Annotated in this window: 16 protein-coding genes and 1 pseudogene; 7 read left to right on the top strand and 10 right to left on the bottom strand. The window is 68.7% G+C overall.

All coding sequences use genetic code 11. The features are described 5' to 3' along the window. Positions 1 to 56 precede the first annotated feature (56 nt). Entirely contained in the window at positions 57 to 1,889 is a 1,833-nt protein-coding gene (locus tag CA982_RS06355) for a hydroxysqualene dehydroxylase (RefSeq protein ID WP_086534480.1), read from the top strand. Positions 1,890 to 1,929: 40 nt separating this feature from the next. Further along, positions 1,930 to 2,580 (top strand): TetR/AcrR family transcriptional regulator, encoded by a 651-nt coding sequence (locus CA982_RS06350; protein ID WP_086534515.1) that lies wholly within the window; start codon positions 1,930 to 1,932, stop codon positions 2,578 to 2,580. Here CA982_RS06350 and CA982_RS06345 read toward each other — a convergent pair. Beyond that, positions 2,529 to 3,029: an NUDIX hydrolase gene (locus CA982_RS06345; protein WP_086534479.1), complete on the bottom strand. Its 501-nt coding sequence runs from the start codon at positions 3,027 to 3,029 to the stop codon at positions 2,529 to 2,531. The genes CA982_RS06350 and CA982_RS06345 overlap by 52 nt on opposite strands. 76 nt (positions 3,030 to 3,105) lie before the next feature. On the opposite strand from CA982_RS06345, the gene CA982_RS06340 reads away from it, so the two are divergent. Next, complete coding sequence (locus CA982_RS06340) at positions 3,106 to 4,815, top strand: nucleobase:cation symporter-2 family protein (RefSeq protein ID WP_086534478.1); 1,710 nt, start codon at positions 3,106 to 3,108, stop codon at positions 4,813 to 4,815. A gap of 27 nt (positions 4,816 to 4,842) precedes the next feature. On the opposite strand, the pseudogene CA982_RS27160 reads toward CA982_RS06340, so the two are convergent. After that, positions 4,843 to 4,956, bottom strand: a pseudogene (locus CA982_RS27160) (cupin domain-containing protein); the annotation flags it as partial. A 348-nt stretch (positions 4,957 to 5,304) separates the two neighbouring features. On the opposite strand from CA982_RS27160, the gene CA982_RS06330 reads away from it, so the two are divergent. The 4 genes from CA982_RS06330 (at position 5,305) to rsgA (ending at position 8,429) form a co-directional block, all read left to right on the top strand. Then, positions 5,305 to 5,538, top strand: a complete 234-nt coding sequence (locus tag CA982_RS06330) for a hypothetical protein (protein WP_086534477.1) — start codon at positions 5,305 to 5,307, stop codon at positions 5,536 to 5,538. Further along, a complete protein-coding gene (locus tag CA982_RS06325; protein WP_086534476.1) occupies positions 5,539 to 5,922 on the top strand; it encodes a VOC family protein in 384 nt (127 codons plus the stop codon). 103 nt (positions 5,923 to 6,025) lie between these two features. Further along, on the top strand, positions 6,026 to 7,348 hold the full coding sequence (aroA, locus tag CA982_RS06320) for a 3-phosphoshikimate 1-carboxyvinyltransferase (protein WP_086534475.1): 1,323 nt from the start codon (positions 6,026 to 6,028) through the stop codon (positions 7,346 to 7,348). A gap of 22 nt (positions 7,349 to 7,370) precedes the next feature. After that, positions 7,371 to 8,429 carry a ribosome small subunit-dependent GTPase A gene (gene rsgA, locus CA982_RS06315; protein WP_086534474.1) on the top strand — a complete coding sequence of 353 codons (1,059 nt, stop codon included), beginning with the start codon at positions 7,371 to 7,373 and terminating at the stop codon, positions 8,427 to 8,429. Positions 8,430 to 8,441: 12 nt separating this feature from the next. Here the strand turns inward: rsgA and CA982_RS06310 are convergent, their stop codons facing one another. The 8 genes from CA982_RS06310 to secA form a co-directional block, all read right to left on the bottom strand. Continuing rightward, a complete protein-coding gene (locus CA982_RS06310) occupies positions 8,442 to 9,641 on the bottom strand; it encodes a fatty acid desaturase family protein (protein ID WP_086534473.1) in 1,200 nt (399 codons plus the stop codon). A 72-nt stretch (positions 9,642 to 9,713) separates the two neighbouring features. Beyond that, positions 9,714 to 11,063, bottom strand: a complete 1,350-nt coding sequence (locus CA982_RS06305; protein ID WP_086534472.1) for a fatty acid desaturase family protein — start codon at positions 11,061 to 11,063, stop codon at positions 9,714 to 9,716. Positions 11,064 to 11,309: 246 nt separating this feature from the next. After that, positions 11,310 to 12,452, bottom strand: a complete 1,143-nt coding sequence (locus CA982_RS06300) for a GNAT family N-acetyltransferase (RefSeq protein ID WP_425269036.1) — start codon at positions 12,450 to 12,452, stop codon at positions 11,310 to 11,312. 82 nt (positions 12,453 to 12,534) lie between these two features. Further along, entirely contained in the window at positions 12,535 to 13,650 is a 1,116-nt protein-coding gene (locus CA982_RS06295) for a ferredoxin reductase (protein WP_086534471.1), read from the bottom strand. A gap of 75 nt (positions 13,651 to 13,725) precedes the next feature. Further along, positions 13,726 to 14,292, bottom strand: a complete 567-nt coding sequence (locus tag CA982_RS06290) for a DUF6912 family protein (RefSeq protein WP_086534470.1) — start codon at positions 14,290 to 14,292, stop codon at positions 13,726 to 13,728. Continuing rightward, positions 14,289 to 15,800 (bottom strand): wax ester/triacylglycerol synthase domain-containing protein, encoded by a 1,512-nt coding sequence (locus tag CA982_RS06285; protein WP_086534469.1) that lies wholly within the window; start codon positions 15,798 to 15,800, stop codon positions 14,289 to 14,291. The genes CA982_RS06290 and CA982_RS06285 overlap by 4 nt, the downstream gene beginning before the upstream one ends. Positions 15,801 to 15,886: 86 nt before the next feature. Then, positions 15,887 to 16,537, bottom strand: coding sequence for an Rv3235 family protein (locus CA982_RS06280; protein ID WP_167383336.1), 651 nt, complete (start codon positions 16,535 to 16,537; stop codon positions 15,887 to 15,889). A gap of 110 nt (positions 16,538 to 16,647) precedes the next feature. Beyond that, positions 16,648 to 19,473 (bottom strand): preprotein translocase subunit SecA, encoded by a 2,826-nt coding sequence (secA, locus tag CA982_RS06275; protein ID WP_086534468.1) that lies wholly within the window; start codon positions 19,471 to 19,473, stop codon positions 16,648 to 16,650. Positions 19,474 to 19,484 lie beyond the last annotated feature (11 nt).

Below are 19,484 nucleotides of genomic sequence, written 5' to 3'. Positions count from 1 at the left end.
GTCACTGCTGACTGTTCTCGGTCGGCGGCGACCGTGTCGACGAAGGGGTCGTGGGGATGACGGAAGCCAACAGCAACTCGAAACTGCACTCGCCGAACGGCTTTCCGCGCCGATCAGTGTTGCGCGGGTCAGCGGCCGCCGCGGTGCTCGCCGGGACCGCGGTCGCGTTGCCGGGAGTCGCCGTCCCCTCCGCGCGGGCGGTGCCCCGCCACGGTGCCGGCCGCGGGCGCGACGTGGCGATCTTCGGCGGCGGGATGGCCGGCCTGTCCGCGGCGCACGAACTCACCGAACGCGGCTTCGGGGTCACGGTCTACGAGCCGTCGCGACTCGGCGGCAAGGCCTACAGTCACGACGTCCCGGGTACCGCGCGAGGAGGGCGCCTCGCACTGCCCGGCGAGCACGGCTTTCGCTTCTTCCCCGGGTGTTACCAGCACGTGCCGGACACCATGGAACGAATCCCCGTCGGCAGCAGCAACGTCCGCGAGCGCCATCTCGTCGACGTCGAGTCCGCGGTCATCGCTTTCGACGACGCGGGATATGCCCCGACCACCGCCCCGGCGTCGATCATGGGCTTTGTCCAGCACGCGAACGAGATCGTGACGCTGGACAACCTGCGCAACGCGTTCATGACCGGGCTCGAGTTCGTCGTCGATGTACCGCTTCCCGAACTCGCCTTCTTCGTCACCCGCGAACTGATCATCGCGACGAGTTGCACCGAGCGCCGGATCGGCCAGTGGGAGAACCAGTCCTGGATGCAGTTCGTGAAATCCAAGGGCAAGTCACGCGCCTATCAGCGATACCTCGTCGGCGCGCTCACCCGGGCACTCGTCGCGGCCAAACCCGACACCGCGTCGGCACGCACCATCGGTCAGATCGGCTTGGCACTGGCCACCTCGGCGACCGGACTGATCAGCGGCTACGACGCCGGGCTCGTGCACGGCGGCGTCGACCGGATCCTCAACCGGCCCACCACCCATGCCTGGATCGACCCCTGGGTGGCCCACCTCCGCGGCCGCGGCGTGCGCTTCGAGATGGGGACCGGTCTGGCACGGTTGACACTCGCCCGCGGCCGGATCGGCGGGGCGCAACTCAGTTCGGGAGCGTCCGTGGATGCCGATTGGTACGTCGCCGCGATGCCGATCGACCGTCTCCGTCCCCTGCTGTCCCCCGAACTGATCACCGCCGATCCCTCGCTGGCCGGCATCCACGCACTGAAGGACGACTGGATGGTCGGCATCCAGTATTTCCTCTCCCGGCGCGCCGACATGCCGCCGAGCCACATCGCGGCACTGGGCACCCCGTGGGCGCTGACGGGCCTGTTCCAAGCGCGGCCGTGGAACGTCGACTTCGGGCGCGAGTACGGCGACGGCCGGGTGAAAGACTGTCTGTCCATCGACATCTCGGAATGGGAGAAGCCGGGCATCCTCTACGGCAAACCCGCCAGACAGTGCACGAGGCAGGAGATCGCGCGCGAGGTGTGGGCGCAGATGAGCCGCGCGATGAACTCCGGGGCACGGAAGATCCTGCGGTCGGAGGAGATCGTCACCTGGTCCCTGGACCCCGGCATCACCTGGTCACCGTCCATCGCCAACGCGACCCCGCTCATGGTGAACACGGCGGGCTCGTACAAGAACCGGCCGCACGCCTACACGTCCATTCCGAATCTGTTCATCGGTGGCGACCACGTCCGGAGCAACATCGATCTCGCGACGATGGAGGGTGCCAACGAATCCGGGCGTCGGGTGACCAACGCGATCATCGCGGCCGCCGACAGTCCCGCCCGCGCGGCGACCGTGTTCCCGCTCTGGGAGTTGCCGATGCTCGAACCGCTGAAGCAGATCGATCGCGACCGCTACCGGGCGGGGCTCCCCCACATCCTCGACGTGTGAGGCGTCGATGATCCGCGCCGCGCCGAACTACGATGCCTCCGTGACCACCTCTCCCGGCGCCGCCCGGCGCGCGCGGCAACAACGCAGCGGGGTCACCCAGACCCGCATCCTCGATGCCGCGATCCGCGTCCTCGTCGACCGCGGGTACGCCGCGGCGAGCACGGTGGCGATCCAGAACGAGGCCGGCGTCAGTCGCGGCCGGTTGCTGCACCACTATCCCTCACGCGACGTGCTTCTGATGGCGGCGGTCGGACACCTCGCCCGTACCCGCATCGCCGAACTGCCCAGCCGCGTGGACTGGCCGGACGATCCGATCCAGCGCATCGCGCTGGCGACCGACGTCGGGTGGTCGACCTTCCATCAGCCGTACTTCGTGGCGTCGATGGAGCTGTGGGTCGCGGCGCGGACCAACACCAATCTGCGCACCGCACTGCTGCCGACCGAGCGGGAGATCGGCCAGACCGTGCGCCGCGCGGTGGCCGGTTTCCTCGGTCCCGAGCTGACCGCGTCGCCGCACTACGCCGATCTCTATCCGCTGCTCCTGACCAGCATGCGCGGCGCGGCGACGACCTATCTGATCGACCGGCGCGACCCGTTGACCGATCCGCACCTCCCACTGTGGCGGGACCTCACCCGCGTCTACCTCCTCGGCGACAACGCCTCGAGCAAGCGGTCGACGAACGGCACCTGAGCGGGGTTGAGCCTGGTCCGCGCCAGATCGGGCGAGCACCACTCGGCGCGGTCGATCTCGGGGAACGCCTGCATCCGCCCCGACCGCGGCGGCCACATCAGATCGAAGGTGTTGCTGACGACGGACGCGACGTCGAGGTCGCCTTCCACGGCGAACCCGATCACGCGCTTGCCGCTCTTGAGGGTGACCTCGCCGAGTTCGATCGGCGGGCCGTCCGGGACCGGACTGCCGATCTCCTCGGCGTACTCACGCCGGGCGGCGGTCCACTCGTCCTCCCCCGGTTCGACGAGACCCTTGGGCAGCGACCACGACCCCGCGTCCGGCTTGCGCGCCCAGATCGGACCACCGGGGAACACGAGGAGGACGTCGACACCGGTGTCGGAGCCTTCTGCGGGCGTCCGGCGATAGAGCAGGATTCCCGCGCTGCGGCGGGCGGTCGTGGAGGTCACCGATACATCTTGGCGGAAACCTCGCGGACACACGTCTGCACAGTCGCCGAAACCTGGGAACCGTAGAACTTTGTCCATGTCGATTCTCGATGTCGTCCGGAACGGGAGGGCCGCCGCACATCCGGTGGACGAGATCCCGCCCTTCGTCCGCCTCTTCCCACTCGGCCTGCAACACGTCCTGGCCATGTATGCCGGAGCCGTCGCGGTGCCGCTCATCGTCGGCGGCGCGATGGTGGGCGCCGGGCAGCTCGAGCAGGGCGACATCGTGCACCTCATCATGGCCGACCTGTTCGTCGCCGGCCTCGCGACGATCCTGCAGGCCGTGGGCTTCTGGCGGTTCGGCGTCCGCCTCCCGCTGATGCAGGGCGTGACCTTCGCCGCCGTCGGTCCGATGATCACCATCGGCACGTCGTACGGCATCACCGCCATCTACGGTTCGGTCATCGCGTGCGGTGTGTTCATGATCGCGGTCGCGCCGATCGTCGGGAGACTCATCCGGTTCTTCCCGCCACTGGTCACCGGCACGATCATCCTCATCATCGGCGTGTCCCTGATGCGGGTCGCGGCAGGCTGGTTCGGTGGTGGCACCGCCGCGGGCCCCGACTTCGGTGACCCCAAGAACATCGCCTTCGGATTCCTGACGCTCGCCGTCATCGTCGGCATCGAGCGCTTCGCCCCCGCCGCGATCCGCCGGGTGTCGATCCTGCTCGGCCTCGCGATCGGCACGGTCGTCTCGATCCCGTTCGGGATGACGCACTGGGATCAGGTCGGCGAGTACCCGTGGGTCGGCATCCCCCAGCCGTTCCAGTTCGGCGCGCCCACCTTCGAGGTCAGCGCGATCATCTCGATGATCATCGTCGGCGTCGTGATCATGACCGAGACCACCGGCGACATCGTCGCCGTCGGCGAGATCGTCGACAAGAAGATCACCCCGCGCAAGCTGGCCGACGGCATGCGCGCCGACGGTCTGGGCACCGCGCTCGGTGGCGTGTTCAACACCTTCCCTTACACGGCGTTCGCGCAGAATGTCGGCCTGGTCGCGATCACGGGCGTCAAGACCCGGCACGTCGCGACGTGCGCGGGCGTCATCCTGGTCGTTCTCGGTCTCCTGCCCAAGATGGCGGCCGTCATCGAGGGCATCCCGCTGCCGGTCCTCGGCGGCGCCGGGGTGGCCCTGTTCGGCATGGTCGCGGCCAGCGGCATCCGGACGCTCGCCAAGGCGAAGCTCACCAACACCAACATCCTGGTCGTCGCGATCTCGGTCGGTGTGGCGATGCTGACCGAGGCCAAGGTCTACTACACCGATCGCGAACTCGGCGAGGCGCCGGTCAACGTCGTCCTCGACCTCTACGCCCAGTTCCCCGACTGGTTCCAGACCATCTTCCACTCGGGGATCTCGGCCGGCGCGCTCACCGCGATCGTGTTGAACCTCCTGTTGAACACCCGGAGCGTCTCTGCCGATCCGGTCGACTACCACAACACCGGGGACATCGCGGTGGTCGGCGCACCCCAGGTATCCACCGACCTCTCCGGCGCCGACGGGGTGCGCGCCGCCGCCTTCGACCCGCGCGACGCACTGGCGGCCGCAGACCCCGACACCCCGGCCGGCACCCTCCGTTATCTGGCCGACCACGACTCGTCGCTGCACCCGTTCATCGTCACCAACCCGGCAACGCCCAAAGACCTGGCCGATCACATCAAGAGCCTCGGCGACCCGAAGGTGTTGCGACTCTTCGACACCTGGGACGGCTACACCTCGGGTGGATTCTCCCGTCGCGGGTCCTGACCGGGTGTGCTCACCCGGGCCCGGCCCTCACCCGTGCTGTTTCGCGTAGTTGCTGGCGCCGTAGAAGTCCACGAGGACCACGGGGTCGTCGCCGACCACCCAGGCGTCGTGGCCGGAGGGAAGCGACGTGATCTCCCCGGGACGCCGCGTCGGTCGGGTCCTCGGTGCTGGTCATGATCCCTCGCGGTGATCGCGTGCGGAACCCCGGCCCAGCACAACGCAGTGGTGTACCTCGGAAACAGGTGGCCGGTATCCGGTGGAGCGATCGGCGATCTGGCAAGGCGGAGGAGGGAGGGATAGCGGAGCTATCTCGACCGACGACAACACAGCCAGGCGCCGATCGAACGCCGGAGACCAGTCGCCTGTTTCCGAGGCACACCACCAGGCCCGCGACCTTGCGGTTGTACTGCGACGACCGCACGATCGCGCAACGGTGTGCGTCGATCGAGATCCGGCGCGCGGACACCGATCCGGCCTATCGTGGAGCCCATGTCCCCCAGACACGATCCCGAGCCGGCAGACGACGACGGGCGCATCGTCGATCCCGATCTCCCGCACGAATGGCCGCACGACTCCGCGTTCGCCTTCGGTGATTCGGCGCCGATCGGTGAGACCGACCGACTGGCCCGCGAGCGCGCTGCCTACGACGCGGCCAGTCACGGGAGCGATCTCAACCGCGGCCACGCGCTCGGCGGTTCGGCCGGCACCACCGAGGGGCAGTAGATGGAGGTGCTGTCCAGTCGGGTGCTCCTGCTCTCGGCCGATCCCGAACGCCTGCAATCCTTCTACCGCGACCGGCTCGAGTTGCCCGTCCACCGCGAGTATCCGGGTGGCGTCGTGTTCTTCGCCGGCAACGGACTCATCGAGATCTCGTCCCACATGACGACCGACGAGCCGGCGCCGGCGAGCGATTCGGTTCTCTGGCTTCAGGTCCGGGACGCCGAGGCCGTCGCCGAACGCTTTCGCGAGCGCGGCGTCCCCGTCACCCGCGAACCGCGTACCGAGCCCTGGGGCCTCATCGAGATGCACGCGACCGACCCGGACGGCCGCACCCTCATCGTCGTCCAGATCCCCGCCGATCATCCGTTGCGCAAGGACACCAGGTAGACCCGGCGCCCCGGACGGCATCGCCGGCGAGGTCCGCGGCCGCAGGCCAGATGAGGCGAATCGGCGGCCGGAGGCGTGCGCGGTCCATGACAGACTGGACGCCATGAGTTCCTGGAACGCGCCGACCGTGACCAGAGGACCCGGCGCGTCGGCCGCGGGTGGCCTCGACGCACCCGCCGGAGGCGGCCTCGACGCAACCGTGGAGCTGCCGGGTTCCAAGTCGATCACGAACCGCGCACTGGTCCTCGCCGCCCTCGCCGAGGGACCGTCGACCGTCCGCGGAACGCTTCGGAGCCGCGACACCAACCTGATGCTCGCCGCGCTCGAGGCATTGGGTACCGAGATCAGGGTCGACCCCGCGAGCGAGACCACGGTGTCTGTCCTGCCCGGTCCTCTCCGTGGCGCCGCGGTGGACTGCGGCCTCGCCGGGACCGTCATGCGTTTCCTGCCCCCGGCCGCAGCCCTGGCCACCGGCCGCGTGCTCTTCGACGGCGATCCCCATGCGCGCGAACGGCCACAGACCACCATCCTCGACGCGCTGCGCGGCCTCGGTGTCGCCGTCGACGGCGATCGACTGCCCTTCACCATCGACGGCACCGGGTCGGTCCCCGGTGGCGAGGTCACCATCGACGCGTCCGGGTCCTCGCAGTTCGTGTCCGGACTCCTGCTGTCGGCGGCGCGATTCGACGCCGGCGTCGTGATCCGGCATGACGGACCACCCGTCCCGTCGACCCCGCACATCGACATGACGGTGGACATGCTCGCGACGGCCGGCGTCGTCGTCGACACCTCTGTCCCGAACGTCTGGACTGTTGCACCCGGACCCATCGCGGCCGTCGACTGGACGGTCGAACCCGATCTGTCGAACGCCGCCGCATTCCTCGCCGCGGCGGCCGTCACCGGCGGCACCGTCCGGGTGCCGTACTGGCCGGCGGTGACCACCCAGCCGGGGGCGCGCATCGCGGATGTCCTGGCCGCAATGGGTTGTGCCGTCGAGCATCTCGACGGCACACTGTCGGTCCGCGGACCCGAGGTGCTCAAGGCCGTCGACCTCGACCTGCGCGACATCGGGGAACTCACCCCCACCATCGCCGCGCTGTGCGCACTGGCCGACGGGGAGTCGGTGCTGTCGGGGATCGCGCATCTCCGCGGACACGAGACCGACCGGCTGGCCGCGCTCACCACGGAGATCACCCGGCTGGGTGGGACGTGCACCGAGACCGACGACGGCCTCCGCATCAGGGGTACCGCGGGTGCGTCCTTGCGCGGGGGCACGTGGGAGTCCTACGCCGACCACCGAATGGCCACCGCCGGCGCGATCATCGGCCTGGTCACACCCGGTGTGATCGTCGCCGACATCGAGACGACGAGCAAGACGCTGCCCGACTTTCCGGGGATGTGGCAGCGGATGCTGGGGCGCGCATGAGTTGTCGAGGACAGGCACCCCGTTGAGTCGCCGCGCGGCGAGCTACGACGAATCCGACGTACGGGTTCGTCCCGGAAAGGGCACCCGACCGCGCACCAAGACGCGACCGTCGCATGACGACGCCGAGCAGGCCATGGTGGTGTCGGTGGACCGGGGCCGCTGGGGCGTGGTGCTCGACGGCGACCCGGCCCGGCGGGTGGTCGCGATGCGCGCCCGGGAGCTGGGCCGCACTCCGATCGTCGTCGGCGACGACGTCTCCGTCGTGGGTGACCTGTCCGGACGGCCGGACACGCTGTCGCGCATCGTGCGCGTCGCCGAGCGACGAACCGTGTTGCGACGCACCGCAGATGACTCCGATCCGTATGAACGGATCGTGGTGGCCAACGCCGATCAGCTCCTCATCGTGACCGCCATGGCGGACCCGCCGCCGCGCACCGGTTTCGTCGAACGTGCGCTGGCCGCGGCCTATGTGGGCGGACTGTCGCCTGTCCTGTGTCTGACCAAGTCGGACCTCGCCGACCCGGCCGAGTTCACCGCGGCCTTCGCCGATCTCGATCTACCGGTGGTGTGCGCGGGGCGCGACGACCCCCTCGACGAGATCCTGTCGACATTGCGCGGCCGGATCACCGCGTTCATCGGTCACTCCGGGGTGGGCAAGTCCACCCTGGTCAATCGCCTTGTGCCGGACGCGTATCGGGCGACCGGCGTGGTGTCGGGTGTCGGCAAGGGCCGGCACACCTCCACCCAGTCGGTGGCACTGGCGCTTCCCGACGACAGCGGCCCGCGCGGCTGGGTCATCGACACACCCGGCATCCGGTCCTTCGGACTCGCACACGTCGGACCCGACGACATCGTCGCCGCCTTCGACGACCTGCACACCGCGATCGAGGAATGTCCGCGCGGCTGTACACATCTGGGCCCGCCGGCGGACCCCGAGTGCAAGCTGGACGATTTGACCGGTCACTCGTACCGCCGCGCCATGGCGGTGCGGCATCTTCTGGCAGCGGTCAGCGGCGGGGAGGGTGACCCAGCCGAGGAGCCACGGTCCCCGGAGCGACGCAACGAGCCGCTCCCCGAGTGACCGAACCGGTTGTCAGCGCCGTCGACGGCGGGCGCGCAGCTCGCGGATGGCGGTCTTGAGACCGGTCGCGCGGGGGGTCATCCCGGCGAAGCGCTTCTCCGACGCGGTTTCCGGGGCGTCGTCGGCGGTGTCGCGCAGGAACGAGTCGGGCAGCGCCAGCTTGTTGATGGTGCGCAGAGTTTGAAGGTACTGCACCACAATCGACCCCGTGGTGTACGGCAGATCGTACTTGTCACACAGCTCGCGCACCCGCACCGAGATGTCGGCGTACCGGTTGCTCGGCAGGTCCGGATAGAGGTGGTGCTCGATCTGGTAGCAGAGGTTGCCGCTGAAGAAGGCCATTGCCGGGCCGGCGTCGAAGTTCGCCGTGCCGAGCATCTGCCGCAGGTACCACTGGCCCTGGGTCTCGTTCTCGAGCGTGTCCGCGGTGAACTTCTCCGCACCGTCCGGGAAGTGCCCGCAGAAGATCACCACGTAGGCCCAGACGTTGCGGATCAGGTTCGCGGTGAGATTGGCCGTCAGTGTGTGCGTGAAGTTCGGTCCCGACAGCGCCGGGAACAACACGTAGTCCTTGGCCAGCTGCTTGCCGACCTTGCGGGCGAAGACCTTGAGCTGCGGAACGGCGACCTCTTTGGGCTTCTTGCCCGAGATCGCGTCCTTGAGGTCGAGGTCGTGCAGGCCGATACCCCACTCGAACAGCAGCGCGAGCATCACATTGGTGACCGGCTGGAAGAGCTGCTTGGGCTGCCACGGCTCGTCGCGCGTGACGCGCAACGTCTTGTACCCGACGTCGTGATCCATGTCGAGGACGTTGGTGTACTTGTGATGGATGTAGTTGTGCGAGTGCTTCCAGTGCGGGGACGCGCACACCATGTCCCATTCCCAGGTGGTCGAGTGGACCTCCGGGTCGTTCATCCAGTCCCATTGCCCGTGCATCACGTTGTGCCCGAGCTCCATGTTCTCGATGATCTTCGAGAGCGCGAGCGCACCGGTCCCCAGCAGCCACAGGGGCCGGGAGCGGCTGCCGAGCAGCGCGGCGCGGCCCGCGACCTCGAGGGCGCGATGCGCGAAGATGGTGCGCCGAAGATATCGGACGTCACGCATGCCGCGGTCCGCCTCGATCTCACGGCGGAGCGCGTCGAGCTCGGCGCCGAGTGCTTCCACGTCGGCGTCGGTCAGGTGCGCATACTCGTTGATATCAGTGATTGCCATTGCGCCTCATTATGCCCCTGCCGGGGTCACTGCCTTGTTTTCGATGACTGCCGGCCGTCTGACCTGCGGCGATCAGGCGGCCCGCTCGTCGGAACGGAGATCCGACGTGCCGGTGACGGCCCGGGTACGCCGCGCACGGAGCGGGCGGGGGACGGTCCGGCTCCGCCGGGAGCGGAGAGACGCGATCGCCGAGCGGAGTCCCCGGCGCGCTCCGGTCTCCTCGTCGATCGTCGCCTGCAGACGGACGCCCTCGGGCAGCCCCTCCTTGAACCGACGCTCGGACGCCGTCTCCGGCGCGTCGTCGGCGGTCGCGGAGAGGTACTTGTCCGGCAACGACAGTTTGGCGATCGTCCGCCATGCCTTCGCGTACTGCACCGGGAAGGGCCCCGAGGTGTAGGGCAGGTCGTACTTGTCGCACAGCGCGCGCACGCGCACCGCGATCTCGGCGTACCGGTTGCTCGGCAGGTCCGGGAAGATGTGGTGCTCGATCTGGTACGACAGGTTGCCGCTCATGAAGGCGAGCGGGAACCCCGCGTCGAAGTTGGCACTGCCGAGCATCTGGCGCAGGTACCACTCCGCCTGCGTCTCGTTGTCGATGTCCTGCTTGGTGAACTTCTCCGCACCGTCCGGGAAATGCCCGCAGAAGATGACGGCGTTGCTCCACACGTTGCGGATCACGTTGCCGAGCGCGGTCGCGGTCGCCGCCTTCGCGTAGGCGCGGCCGTATCCGACCTTGTGCCCCGTGGCCGCACTGACCAGCGCCGGGTAGGCGAGGTAGTCCTTGGCGACCTGCTTGCCGATCTTCGACAGCACGTCGTTGCGATTGCGCCGGAACTCCTCCTGCGCCTCGGGGGTCTTGCGCTTCTTGCCCAGCTCGAGATGCTGCACCGCGACCCCGTACTGGAACGCCAGCGCGAGAATGGTGTTGTAGACGAGGTTTCCGTAGTTGAACGGACGCCACCGCTGATCGCGGGTGACGCGCAGGAGACCGTAGCCCACGTCGTCGTCCATGCCGAGCACGTTCGTGTACTTGTGATGGATGTAGTTGTGGGTGTGCTTCCAGTGCGCCGACGGGTCGGTGTTGTCCCACTCCCAGGTGGTGCTGTGCACCTCCGGGTCGTTCATCCAGTCCCACTGCCCGTGCATCACGTTGTGCCCGAGTTCCATGTTCTCGACGATCTTGGCGACGCCGAGCGCGCAGGCACCCGCCCACCAGGCCGATCGGCGGGTCGAGCCGAACAGCAGGGCACGACCGGTCACCTCCAGGCCGCGTTGGAAGCGAATGGTGTTGCGCAGGTAGCGCGCGTCGCGCTCACCGCGGTCGGCCTCGATGTCGGCGCGGATCGCGTCGAGTTCCGCGCCCAGAGCGGCCACGTCGGACTCGGTCAGATGTGCGTATTCGGGGATGTCGGAGATCGCCATGTGTGGTTCCCTTCGCCGGTGGTCGGTCACGCGCGTTCGAGGTGCGCCTGTCGACCGCTGCCTACGCCTACGTTTCCGTAACTTACGCAAGCGTAGGTTGGCGACGGCGTCGTGTCCAGTGAGTGTGACGAACCACGACTCGGGCGATCCGGGAACGCCCTCGGCCGTGGGGAGAGGATGGCCCGGTCGACGCGAATCGACGCACGGTCGACGCCACGAGACGCACGGTCGACGCCAGCAGGCGGGTCAGGTGTTGCGGTTGGCCTCGTAGTCGTCGCGGAACAACTCGAAGCCGACGAGGTCCTCGAAGACACCGTCGGATCGGGCGGCGAGCTTCTGGGTCCCGAATTCGCGGAAGCCGGCGTTGCGGGCGAGTTTCTTGCTGCCCTCGTTGCTGTCAGCGGCGAAGAGAGTCAGGCGACGGAACCCCAGCTTGTCGAAGGCGTACCGAACCGCAGCCGGGAACGCCTCGGCGAGAACGCCTTTCCCGCGCGCCTCCGGATGCGTGTAGAAACCCGCCTCGGCTCCGGTGACCTCGTCGATGTGCAGGAGGGTGATGTCGCCCAGATAGTCGTCGGTCTCGCGGTCGGCCACGGCCCACGTACACGTCGTGCCCTGCGCGGCGGTCCACCATTTGCGGAGACGCTCGGCGGCGGCGTGCTCGAGCTCCAACGGATCGGGCCGTGCGAAGAGGTACTTGCGCGATGCCGGGTCGTCGAGGGTCTCCCGGATTCGCGGGTCGTCGGACTCCGCCAACGGCCGGAGACGGAACCGATCGGTCTCGAAAACGTCTGTGCGCCACTCGGTCTTCGGGTGCTGCGGATCGTTCGCGTGCAACGATCCGACCCAGGCGTCGCGGATGTGACCGCGGACCTCGACGCCGTTCTGCACCGCGGCGTCGAGGCGGAAGCCGCATGAATGGGCCACCCGCAACGCATCGATGTTGCCGGCGACGGTCGTCCAGCGGACGACCTCCTTGCCCGCCTCACCGAACGCGTAGTTGACGGCCAGCAGGACCGCACGCTTCATCACACCCCACCCGCGGGCATCGGGGTGCAGGTCGTAGCTGAGCCGCGTCAGCGGACCCTCGCCCTCGATGTCGACGGTGCCGACGAACCGCCCGTCGAATTCGACGGCCCACAGCATCCGGGTACCGTTCGCCCAGCTCCGGGGCGCGTAGTCGAGCGCGAAACGCTCGGCGGCCGCGCGGCTGTACGGTGCCGGGATCGGGGTCCACCGCATCATGGCCGGGTCCGCCGCGAGCTCGACCATCCGATCGAGATCGTGGGGCTCGTGCGGCCGCAACGTGACCCCTCCGTCACTCAGGACGGGGATCGGGCTGGGGACCGGAGCCTCAGCTTTCACTGGTGCCTTCGCCGGCGTTTCCACGGGCCGGTTTCCTCTCACCACGCACGTCGTTCACCCTACCGGGTCACCGGTCGGCACGAGCGGTACGCAGCGTATTCGCTGGTCAGACGTCGAGTGTGCAGTCCCCCGCCGCGGCGCTGACACACGTCTGGATCCGTTCGCCCTCGACGTGCTCGACTCCCGAGCGCAGATCGCGCACACACCCTTTGTCGAGCATGACCACGCAGCTCTGACAGATCCCCATCCGGCATCCGAAGGGCATCATCGCGCCGGCCGACTCCCCCGCCTCGAGCAGCGTGGTCGCGCCGTCGGCGACCGCCGACTTCCCGGACCGCGCGAACGTGACGGTGCCCCCGTGGGCTCCGACGACGCCGCGTTCGAGCGCGAACCGCTCGATGTGCAACCGCTCGGCCAGATGCGCCTCCGCATACAGGCGCTGGAGGCCGTCGAGGAAGCCCGCAGGCCCACAGGCCCAGGTCTGGCGTTCGCGCCAGTCGGCGCAGAGCGTCGGCAGCACCTCCGGGGTGAGCTGCCCGTCCGATCGCGTGTACTGCACGTGCAGGTCGACGATGCCGTCGTCGGCCAGGGTCGTGAGTTCGTCGGCGAACAGCAGGTCGGCCGGGGTCGGTGTCGAGTGGACGAGCCGGATGTCGGTGCGCTGGTCGCGGTGCCGGACGGTCCGGAGCATCGAGATGATGGGCGTGAGACCACTTCCCGCGGTCACGAACAGAACCTTCTCCGGCAGCGGGTCGGGCAGTACGAACTCGCCGCGCGGTGCGGCGAGACGCACGACCGTCCCGGGCTTCAGACCGTTGACCAGGTGGCTGGACAGAAATCCCTCGGGCATCGCCTTGACCGTGATCGAGATCGTCTTGTCGTTCGCCGAGGAGTCGGGGGTCGAGGTGAGCGAGTACGAGCGCCACGCCCATCGCCCCTCCATCAGGACACCGATGCCGACGTACTGTCCCGGCACATAGTCGAAGGAGAAGCCCCATCCCGGCCGGATGCGGATCGTCGCGGTGTCCTCGGTCTCCCGGGTGACCGAGACGACCTTGCCGCGCAGCTCTCGGGCCGACCACAGCGGGTTCGCCAGGTGCAGGTAGTCGTCGGGGAGGAGCGGCGTCGTGATCCGGGTGAGTGCGGCTCGAGCCCACTGCGCGCCGCGGCTGCGCGCCGCAACACCGGAAACCGGTTCCTCGAATCGCTCGAGCAAGCCCATCTCACTAACCGCCTTCGACGTCGGGAGCGTGTCGGGGACACAGTAACCTACGCAACCGTAGGTTAGCCTGCCGACTCAGAGCAGTTCGAGGAGGAACGGTAGCTCCTGGGTCGCGTACCAGGCGAGATCGAAGTCCTCGACATCGCCGACAGCGAGTTCGGCATCCAGATCTCCCATGTCGGCGGCGTCGATGACCACCACGGCCGCCCGGACCTTCGGCTCCGCCTCCTCGACGTCGACGTGAACCGATGCGATCGCCGACAGCGGGATCGGCCCGGAGACCTTGACCACCGCGTCGTCCAGGTCGGGACGTGGCGTCACGTTCTCGACGTCGGCTGCGACGACCACCCGCCGAGGCGGCAGACGGGGCGTGTCCCCCGGGCCGGTGACCGCCTCGTCGGCGACGAGTTCGGCCTCGGCATCGGTGTCGCCGTCCTCCGGGGCCTCCCCGGCGAGCAGGCGGAGTGAAGCGCGCGCCGCCTCGCGCAACGCGACCTCGGACAGTTCTTCGTCGTCGCCGGAGACAAAGGCCTCGCGCAGCGCGGGGGTCAGCGCGAAGCCGGTGCCACCGAGCGGACGGAACTCACCGTCGGTGTTCAGCCGCAACAGCATCGCCAACGTCGCCGGCAGGTACACCCTCATTCGTCAACTACTCCCGTCGGCTCGCGGTAGGGCTGGCTCAACTCTTCGAAGGACTCGGACACGTAGTCGGCCATCGCGGGTAGGTCGGCGATGACCCCGCGGTCGGCGACGAAGGCGAAGTGCAGATCGTCACGGTACTCGACGATGCTGATCGCCAACGCACGCTGCGACACGAGCGTGGGGATCGAGAACGTCTGGCACACCGGCGCGCCGAGCACGAAACGGTCGGGGACGGGGGCCGTGCTCATCGCCACCGGGACGTTGTAGGCACGGCTGTTCAGCGACCGGAATGCGCGGGAACTGAACTCCGGGAACGGCACCACACCCAGTTCGGGGAACAGCGGGCTCGGACCGAGGTTCATCCGGCGCGAGGACTGCGCGTACCGGTCGGCGAGCCCGGCCACCTGCGCCAGCCGTACAGCCGGATTGCTCTCACCCACCGGAAGATCCGTGACGAAGCTCGGTCTGCCCACCCCGATCCAGCCGGGCTCCGGCTCGGCCGCGCGTTCGACCCCCGGGTCGCGCGCGGACAGCGGGACGACGACGCGCACGGTGTCGGCCGGACCCTCGGCCGGGTCGAACGAGAGCATCCACTTGCGCATGACACCGGAGATGATCGCGAGCTCGACATCGTTGATGGTGCAGCCGTGATACTCGGCGACCTTCGCGCAATCGCGCCGCGGCAACGTGACGGTGGTGAACGACCGGGTCGTGGTGCCCGCGTTGTTGAGCGGGCTACGTGGCGCGGAGTCGGTCAGTTGCGACACCACGTCCCCGACGCGGCGCACGGTGGTTCCGACGGCGGACCGCATCTCGGACACGATCCCGTTGCCGTGCAGCACCGTCTCGACAAGATCGCCCGGACGCGCCAGCGCTTCGGCGAGAGCACCGACCACGAGGTGGGTGCCACCCGGCGGCGAGCCCGGCATCCACAACTCCTCAGGCAGAGAATCGGCCTGCTCGGTGCCGTCGCAGATGACCTCGCTGATCTCCCGGCTGCCCGCCTCGTCGATGAGGCATCGATGCGACTTCGTGAGAATCGCGAACCGGCCGTCGGCGAGTCCTTCGATGAGGTACATCTCCCACAGAGGCCGGGTGCGGTCGAGCGGCCGGGACATCACGCGCGCGACCAGGTCGTCGAGGTCGGTGGTGCCGCCCGGACGCGGGAGTCCCGCCCGCCGGATGTGGAAGTTGATGTCGAAGTCGGGGTCGTCGACCCACACCGGACGCGCCAGCCCGAGGGTCACCTCACGGACGACCTGACGGTAACGCGGGATGAGCTGCAGGCGGTTCTCGACCAGCGACACCAGGCCCGGGTAATCGAGCGTCGGCTCCCGGGACGCGCCGCCGGACGCGGTGTCGGCGCCGGCGTCGGCGTCCGCGGACTCACCCGGGGCAGCATGTCCCGCCGTGGGGTCGACGATCAGCAGCGCCCCGAGGTGGGTCGTCGATCGCGAATCATCGAGAAAGTAGTACATCGCGTCGCGGGGCGACAGACGGGTGACCACGTCGCCGATCCTAGTCGTCGATGCGGGTTTCCGTGGTCGGCGCAGGCCGATGTCCGCGCGATGGCCGTTCGGCCACCCGCGACTCGTCAGCTGAATTCCAGTGCGACCAGCTGCCAGCGGTACTCGACGCGACCCAGCGACCGGCGGCCGGCGGGCACGACACCTCGGACCCGGATCGGCTTGCGCTCTATGCGTCCGGCGAACGCCCGGGTCCGTCCCCCGCCCTCATACGACCCGAAGACCTCCGCGACACTGGGATCGCACAGTTGGACGTGCACGCGCCGCAGCACGTTCCCGGTCGGGACCTGAGCCATCGAGGGCGTCGGTGCGGCGCCCGACGCGGCGGCGTGTGCCTCGGGAACCCGGAAGGCGTCGTGCCGCACGAGCGCCGCGATCTGGTCGGCGATGGCCGGGGACACCACGTCGCCCAGGTGGGCGACCGAGCGCCGACGGTCGACCACCTCGAACAGCAGGCGGGACACCGCCACGGTGAAGCGCCTGGCCTCGGCGGCGGCCGACGCGGTCTTCCGGGCCGCGCCCGTCCCGGGTGTGGGCGCCGGGAACGGACGGGCAGTCGAGGAGTGGGACACGCCGCGAGTCGCGGTCACCACCGGACCGGCGGGCTCGTACGGCGGGGCGGGACGAACCCGCACCCGTGGTGTCTGCAGCGGCCCGGACACGTGCGGCCGGGACGTGCTGGTCGGGCCAGGTTCAGGACCCGTGAGGAGTCGGTGCATGGGACTTGGACGCAGCAGCCGGCGTCCCGGTTCCCTCGGGTACGAAAAAAATCCGCCGGCGGTCAGCCCGGAGAACCCGGGGCTGACCGCCGGCGGTCGGAACGCGCGTGTCAGCGACGCTGCTTCTTGGACTTGGGCGGCTTCGGCCGGGCCCCCTTGGTGGTCGCGCGCGCCGCAGCGCGGCGCTCACGTCGGCTGGCGGATTCCGCCGCGCCCGAGAGCTCCTCTTCCTCGGAGTGCACGACCGTACCGCCGCCCTCGCCCGGACCGGAGTACGTGACCGCCGGGTCACCCGACTGGGCCGGGGCCCGCAGGGCAGCCGGGGCCTGGGCGCCGGACTCCGCCGCCGGGGCCGCGGGTACGGGCGCCGGGGCGCCCGCGCCGACCGCCGCACGCAGATCGGCCGCGCTCGGGAGCGGTTGCTGCTGCGCCGGCTGTTCGGTTTGCACCTGCGCGTTGAACAGGATGGTCAGCGCCTCTTCCTTCAGGCCCTCGAGCATGCCGTGGAACATGTCGAAGCCCTCGCGCTGGTACTCGACGACCGGGTCACGCTGGGCCATCGAACGCAGGTGGATGCCCTCACGCAGGTAGTCCATCTCGTACAAGTGGTCGCGCCACTTGCGGTCGAGCACGCTCAGCAACACGCTGCGCTCGAGCTGGCGCATCGCACCCTCGCCGGCGATCGAGTCGATCTGCTTCTCGCGGGCGTCGTACGCGGCGCGAGCGTCATCGACGAGCCTCTCGCGCAACTCTTCGGCCGAGATGTCATCGCGCTCACCGTATTCGGACTCACCGACAACATCTTTCGGATCGAGTTCGATCGGGTACAGCGTGCGCAGGGCCGACCACAGTTCGTCGAGATCCCAGTCCTCGGCGTAACCCTCGGCCGTCGCGCCGTCGACGTAGGCTCCGACGACATCGGCGACCATCTGCTTCACCTGCTCGTGGTGATCCTCGCCCTCCAGGATCGTTCGACGCTCGGCGTAGATGACCTTGCGCTGCTCGTTCATCACCTCGTCGTACTTGAGCACGTTCTTGCGCATCTCGAAGTTCTGCTGCTCGACCTGCGTCTGAGCGCTGCGGATGGCCTTGGTGACCATCTTGGCCTCGATGGGCACATCGTCGGGGAGGCGGTTCATGATCGCCTCGAGCGCACCGCCGTTGAACCGGCGCATGAGTTCGTCGGCCACCGACAGGTAGAACCGCGACTCGCCCGGATCACCCTGGCGGCCGGAGCGACCGCGCAACTGATTGTCGATACGACGCGACTCGTGGCGTTCGGTGCCGAGCACGTACAACCCGCCCGCCGCGCGGACCTCCTCGGCCTCCTTCGCGGCGTCGGTGCGCGCGACCTCGATGGCCTCGTCCCAGGCCGCCTCGTACTCGTCGGGGGTCTGCACCGGGTCGAGGCCGGCCTTGCGCAACCGGGTATCGGCGATGATGTCGGGATTGCCGCCGAGCACGACGTCGGTACCACGGCCGGCCATGTTGGTGGCCACGGTCACCGCACCGATCCGGCCGGCCTCGGCGATGATCTGGGCTTCCTGCTCGTGGAACTTCGCGTTCAGGACGCTGTGCGGCACCTCGCGCTTCTTGAGCTGGCGCGACAGGTACTCCGAACGTTCGACGCTGGTCGTACCGATCAGCACCGGCTGTCCGGCCTCATGCCGCTCGGTGACGTCGTCGACCACGGCGGCGAACTTCGCCTCTTCGGTCTTGTAGATGAGGTCGCCCTGGTCCTTGCGGATCATCGGCTTGTTCGTCGGGATCGGCAGCACCCCGAGCTTGTAGATCTGGTCGAACTCGGCGGCCTCGGTCTCGGCGGTACCGGTCATGCCGGACAGCTTCTCGTAGAGGCGGAAGTAGTTCTGCAGCGTGATCGTGGCCAGCGTCTGATTCTCGGCCTTGATCTCGACGCCCTCTTTCGCCTCGATGGCCTGGTGCAGACCCTCGTTGAAGCGGCGTCCGTCGAGCACACGCCCGGTGAACTCGTCGACGATCATGACGTTGCCGTTGCGGACGATGTAGTCCTTGTCGCGCTGGAACAGCTCCTTGACCTTGATCGCGTTGTTCAGGTAGCTGACCAGGGGCGAGTTGGCCGCCTCGTACAGGTTGTCGATGCCGAGGCGATCCTCGACGAACTCGACACCGGCCTCGTGGACGCCGACCGTCTTCTTCTTGATGTCCACCTCGTAGTGCACGTCGCGCTCGAGGAGCGGGGCGATCCGCGCGAACTCGGTGTACCACTTGCTCGACCCCTCGGCGGGGCCGGAGATGATCAGCGGCGTGCGGGCCTCGTCGACCAGGATCGAGTCGACCTCGTCGACGATGGCGAAGGCGTGACCGCGCTGGACGAGGTCCTCGAGGGAGTGCGCCATGTTGTCGCGCAGGTAGTCGAAGCCGAACTCGTTGTTCGTGCCGTAGGTGATGTCGGCGGCGTAGGCCTCCCGACGCGCGGCCGAACTCATCCCGGTCAGGATCACCGCGGTGTCCAGACCCAGGAACCGGTGCACGCGACCCATCCACTCGGAGTCGCGCTTGGCCAGGTAGTCGTTGACGGTGACGACGTGGACGCCGTCACCGGAGAGTGCGTTCAGGTACGCCGGGAGCACACAGGTGAGCGTCTTGCCCTCACCGGTCTTCATCTCGGCGATGTTCCCGTAGTGCAGCGCGGCGCCGCCCATGATCTGGACGTGGAAGTGCTTCTGGTCGAGGACGCGCCACGCGGCCTCGCGGGCCACCGCGAACGCCTCGGGCAGCAGCTCGTCGAGCGACGCCCCGTCGGCGATCCGCTCCTTGAACTCGTCTGTCTTGGCACGCAACTCGGCGTCGGTCAACGCCTCGACGTCATCGGACAGCGCCTCGACGTGCGATGCGATCGCATCGAGTCGCTTGACCATGCGGCCTTCGCCGACACGCAACAGCTTGTTCAGCACCGTGGATCGAG

The sequence above is a fragment of the Gordonia lacunae genome (assembly GCF_002149015.1).
Lineage (GTDB): Bacteria > Actinomycetota > Actinomycetes > Mycobacteriales > Mycobacteriaceae > Gordonia > Gordonia lacunae.
Note: the sequence above shows the minus strand (reverse complement) of the source record. Positions and strands in the feature narration are given on the sequence as shown.

Coding starts and splice junctions, on each gene's coding strand:
- aroA (WP_086534475.1), top strand. CDS start 6,026: ATGAGTTCCTGGAACGCGCCGACCGTGACCAGAGGACCCGGCGCGTCG.
- CA982_RS06355 (WP_086534480.1), top strand. CDS start 57: ATGACGGAAGCCAACAGCAACTCGAAACTGCACTCGCCGAACGGCTTT.
- CA982_RS06280 (WP_167383336.1), bottom strand. CDS start 16,537: ATGCACCGACTCCTCACGGGTCCTGAACCTGGCCCGACCAGCACGTCC.
- CA982_RS06340 (WP_086534478.1), top strand. CDS start 3,106: ATGTCGATTCTCGATGTCGTCCGGAACGGGAGGGCCGCCGCACATCCG.
- CA982_RS06310 (WP_086534473.1), bottom strand. CDS start 9,641: ATGGCAATCACTGATATCAACGAGTATGCGCACCTGACCGACGCCGAC.
- CA982_RS06325 (WP_086534476.1), top strand. CDS start 5,539: ATGGAGGTGCTGTCCAGTCGGGTGCTCCTGCTCTCGGCCGATCCCGAA.
- CA982_RS06330 (WP_086534477.1), top strand. CDS start 5,305: ATGTCCCCCAGACACGATCCCGAGCCGGCAGACGACGACGGGCGCATC.
- CA982_RS06295 (WP_086534471.1), bottom strand. CDS start 13,650: ATGGGCTTGCTCGAGCGATTCGAGGAACCGGTTTCCGGTGTTGCGGCG.
- CA982_RS06305 (WP_086534472.1), bottom strand. CDS start 11,063: ATGGCGATCTCCGACATCCCCGAATACGCACATCTGACCGAGTCCGAC.
- CA982_RS06290 (WP_086534470.1), bottom strand. CDS start 14,292: ATGAGGGTGTACCTGCCGGCGACGTTGGCGATGCTGTTGCGGCTGAAC.